This window comes from Achromobacter sp. 1011811831 (genome assembly GCF_059760905.1).
Window position 1 is genome coordinate 1 of sequence record NZ_JCBANG010000178.1, and the last position, 3,164, is coordinate 3,164.

3 protein-coding genes are annotated in these 3,164 nt (G+C 71.9%); all 3 read right to left on the reverse strand.

The annotated features are described in order from the left end of the window. Window positions 1-1,696, reverse strand: a 1,696-nt coding sequence (locus AC6LJ9_RS30370) for an FUSC family protein (RefSeq protein ID WP_498150417.1), incomplete at its 3' end; no start/stop codon positions are given. Then, on the reverse strand, window positions 1,677-2,726 hold the full coding sequence (gene mdtN / locus AC6LJ9_RS30375) for a multidrug transporter subunit MdtN (protein ID WP_498150418.1): 1,050 nt from the start codon (window positions 2,724-2,726) through the stop codon (window positions 1,677-1,679). The genes AC6LJ9_RS30370 and mdtN, both read right to left, overlap by 20 nt. Before the next feature lie 4 nt (window positions 2,727-2,730). Then, window positions 2,731-3,009: a hypothetical protein gene (locus AC6LJ9_RS30380; protein ID WP_498150419.1), complete on the reverse strand. Its 279-nt coding sequence runs from the start codon at window positions 3,007-3,009 to the stop codon at window positions 2,731-2,733. Between the last annotated feature and the right edge of the window lie 155 nt (window positions 3,010-3,164).

Sequence of the window (3,164 nt, forward strand, 5' to 3'; positions counted from 1 at the left end):
CCTCGGCGGCCAGGGCATGGCGCGCCGCGCCGCCGGCCGCGACCGCCCGCCATTGTGCGCACAGGGCCGTCACGGCACGGTCGGCGCTGGCGGCGATGCTGACCGGCCAGACGCGCGTGAAGATCAGGTAGACCACCACGTTGCCCAGCAGGATGCCGATGGTCCGGTCGCGGGCGATGGTCAGGTCGAAGCCCGGGCCGGCGCCCTGGATGACGCACAGGAAGAAGGCGAAGGCGATCTGGAAGCCCGCGTAGGCGATGGCCGGCGGCCCCACCGCGATCCAGGCCGACAGCGCGGCGGCGATGGACACCAGCGCCAGCAGCGAGGCGATGGAGTCCATGTGCGGCACGATGAACACGATGGCGGCCGTGCCCGCCAGCGCGCCGATCACGCAGCCGGCCAGGCGCAGGCGCAGCTTCTGCACGGTTTCGCCGGCGCTGCCCAGCGACACGATGTAGCAGGTGATGACGCAGGTGTGGATGCCGGGCCAGTCGAGCAACGTGTACAGCAGGTAGCAGAACATCGCGGCGCCGGTGGTCTTGAGCGCGTAGGCGATGTGCTCGGGATTGGTGCCGGCGTCGGGCAGGAGGAAGCCGCCGCGCTTGGGGGCGGGCGGGGGCGGCGCGGTGGCCGTTTCCGTGGGGGGCGAGCCTGCGGCAGGCGACCTTGCGGCGGGGGAGCTCGCGGCAGGCGCGTCGGAGACGACGGTTTCCCCAGCGGGTGCATCCGGCGATTCCGCGTAGCGCGTGATGGCGTCGCGCAGTTCGTCGAGGGCGGCGCGCGCGGCCGGGGGCAGCGTGACCGACGGCAACGCCAGTTCGATCTCGACGGGATAGCCGCCCTGCTCGTGCATGGCCGCCATGTCTTCCAGCGAGCTGGCCAATGACCGCGCCAGCTCGTCGGGCAGGCCGGTACCGCCCTCGCCGCGCAGCACGTCCACGGCGCCGAGGATGGCGATGCTGGAGACGGCGGCCTGGCGCAGCGCGGCCACGTCGGCGCGGGTCGAGCTGCCCTCCAGCGCGGACAGCTTCAACCAGGTCAGGATCTGCTTGTTGCCCTCGCGCAAGGCCAGCGCGAAGGCGGGCGCGCTGGCCGCGTCGCCGCTCAGCAGCTTGGCGGCGAGCCGCAGCCGGCGCGCCAGCCGATCACAGGCGAGACGCCGTGGCGAAGGCGCCAGCAGCAGGCCGGCGACGATGGCCGCGCCGGCCGGGATGGCCACCAGCAGCCACGCATACAGCAGCATGCGGGTGCTGGCCTCGCCGATCGGCACGCGGCCCATCTGGTCCAGCCCGAAGCCGACGATCATCGCCAGGATGGCGCCGATGGGCCGCAGCTTGCTGGCCGAGGCCAGGAACAGGAAGCTCGCCGACAGCAGCGCCATGGCCGAGACGCGCAGGATGGGATAGTCGATGCTGGCGGTGGTGACCAGCAGGATCACGCCCAGGATCACCGAGACCAGCAGCAGCATCACGGCGGGCAGGATGGCGCTGAGCACGCGGTCCGGACGGATCAGGAAGAAGGCGATGTAGACCGACAGCGCCGCTTCCGGCGTGCCGTAGGCGCTGGCGACCAGCGCGGTCAGCGCGCAGATGACGGTCAGGCGCAGCGTCATCTCGCCGCGTCCGGGGAACGGCGCCAGCAGCCGCGCCAGGTCGCCCGGGCGCGGGAAGCCGGGCCTAGCGGCAGGCCGGTCCATGGCGGATCTCGACCACGGCGCTGGCGCCCATGCGCACCAGCTGCGCCGGCGGCTCCTCGAGTTCGATGCGGACCGGGAAGCGCTGCGCCACGCGCACCCAGTTCACCGAGCGCTGCACCAGCGGCAGCGAATGCGGCAGGTTGACGCGGTCGCCGTCGAGCACGCCGGCGCCGATGCCCACGACCTTGCCGCGCATGGCCTGGCCTCGGTCGATCATGGAATAGACCGTGGCGCAGTCGCCGATGGCGATCTGTGCCAGGTCCGTCTCGCGGAAGTTGGCGACGGCGAACCATTCATCCGACGCCACCAGCGTGAAGAGGGACTGGCTGGGCGCGACGGTCTCGCCGGTCAGCACCGATAGCCCGGTCACGTAGCCGTCGTGGGGGGCGCGCACCACGGTTTGTTCCAGCGAGTGGCGGGCGCGCGCCAGGGCGGCCTCGCGGGCCTGCACGGCGGCCTGCGCCTCGGCCTCGTCGCCGATGGTGCTGGCGGCCGCCGCCTGCTGTTGCTGGGCCTGTTTCAGCGATACCTCTGCGTCGCGCAGCGTGACCTGGGACTGGTCGTATTGCTGCGTCGGGATGTAGCCCTGCGCCGCCAGCGGCGCCAGCCGCTTGACGGTGCGCGCGGCCAGCGCGTGGTTGGCCTCGGCGCGGCGCAGCTGCTCGTCGGCGATGGCGGAATTGGCGCGTTCCGAGATCAGCATGCGGCGGCGCGATTCCAGCGAGGCGCGCGCCATGGCGAGGTCGGCCTCGGCCTGCTGCACGGTCAGGCGGTAGGGTTCGGGGTCGATCTCCAGCAGCACGTCGCCCTTGGCGACGCGCTGGTTCTCCTTGACCGGCAGGCCGACCAGGCGACCGCCGACGGGCGTGGCGATGTGGACCAGGTCGGCGTCGATGCCGGCGCTGTCGGTGGCGGGGTAGTTCGCGCTGCGGTGCCAGGCGTAGGCCAGCGCGGCCACGCCCAGGGCGATGATGGCCAGCGCGATAAGGCGGCCAAGGGCGGGAGTCTTGCGCGTGCCGGCGAGTTTCATGGGGTCACCTTGTCGCCAGCGTCCAGAACAGGACGGCCACGACCATGCCGATGGCGCAGCACACGGACAGTTGCAGGGGCAGCTTGCCGTTCCAGGCCTTGGCCACGAACAGCCGGTGCGTGACCAGGGCCGCGACGATGCCGATCAGGCCGGCCAGCAGCCAGCGGGGGAAATAGGCGCCGAAGATCACATAGGACGGCGCGCCGCCCGGGCCGCAGCCTTGCAGGACCAGGAGCGCCGCCGTGACGGCGGCGGCTCGGAAAAGAGGCAGTAATTTCGGCATGGCGTGTTGGCCGGATCGCCTGTGTCGGACTACAGCTGACCAGAGTATCACCGCCATGTCGCGCCGCGCTCCGGAGTTACCCCAGCCTTGACGTTTATTGTCGCGGAGTCCCGCCAGCGCGCGGGCAAGCGGCGCGGCGAGGCGGCCACATGGCC

What these genes read in the sequence shown, in the direction of transcription:
- AC6LJ9_RS30380 (WP_498150419.1), bottom strand. Translation starts at nt 3,009, where the DNA reads ATGCCGAAATTACTGCCTCTTTTCCGAGCCGCCGCCGTCACGGCGGCG.
- mdtN (WP_498150418.1), bottom strand. Translation starts at nt 2,726, where the DNA reads ATGAAACTCGCCGGCACGCGCAAGACTCCCGCCCTTGGCCGCCTTATC.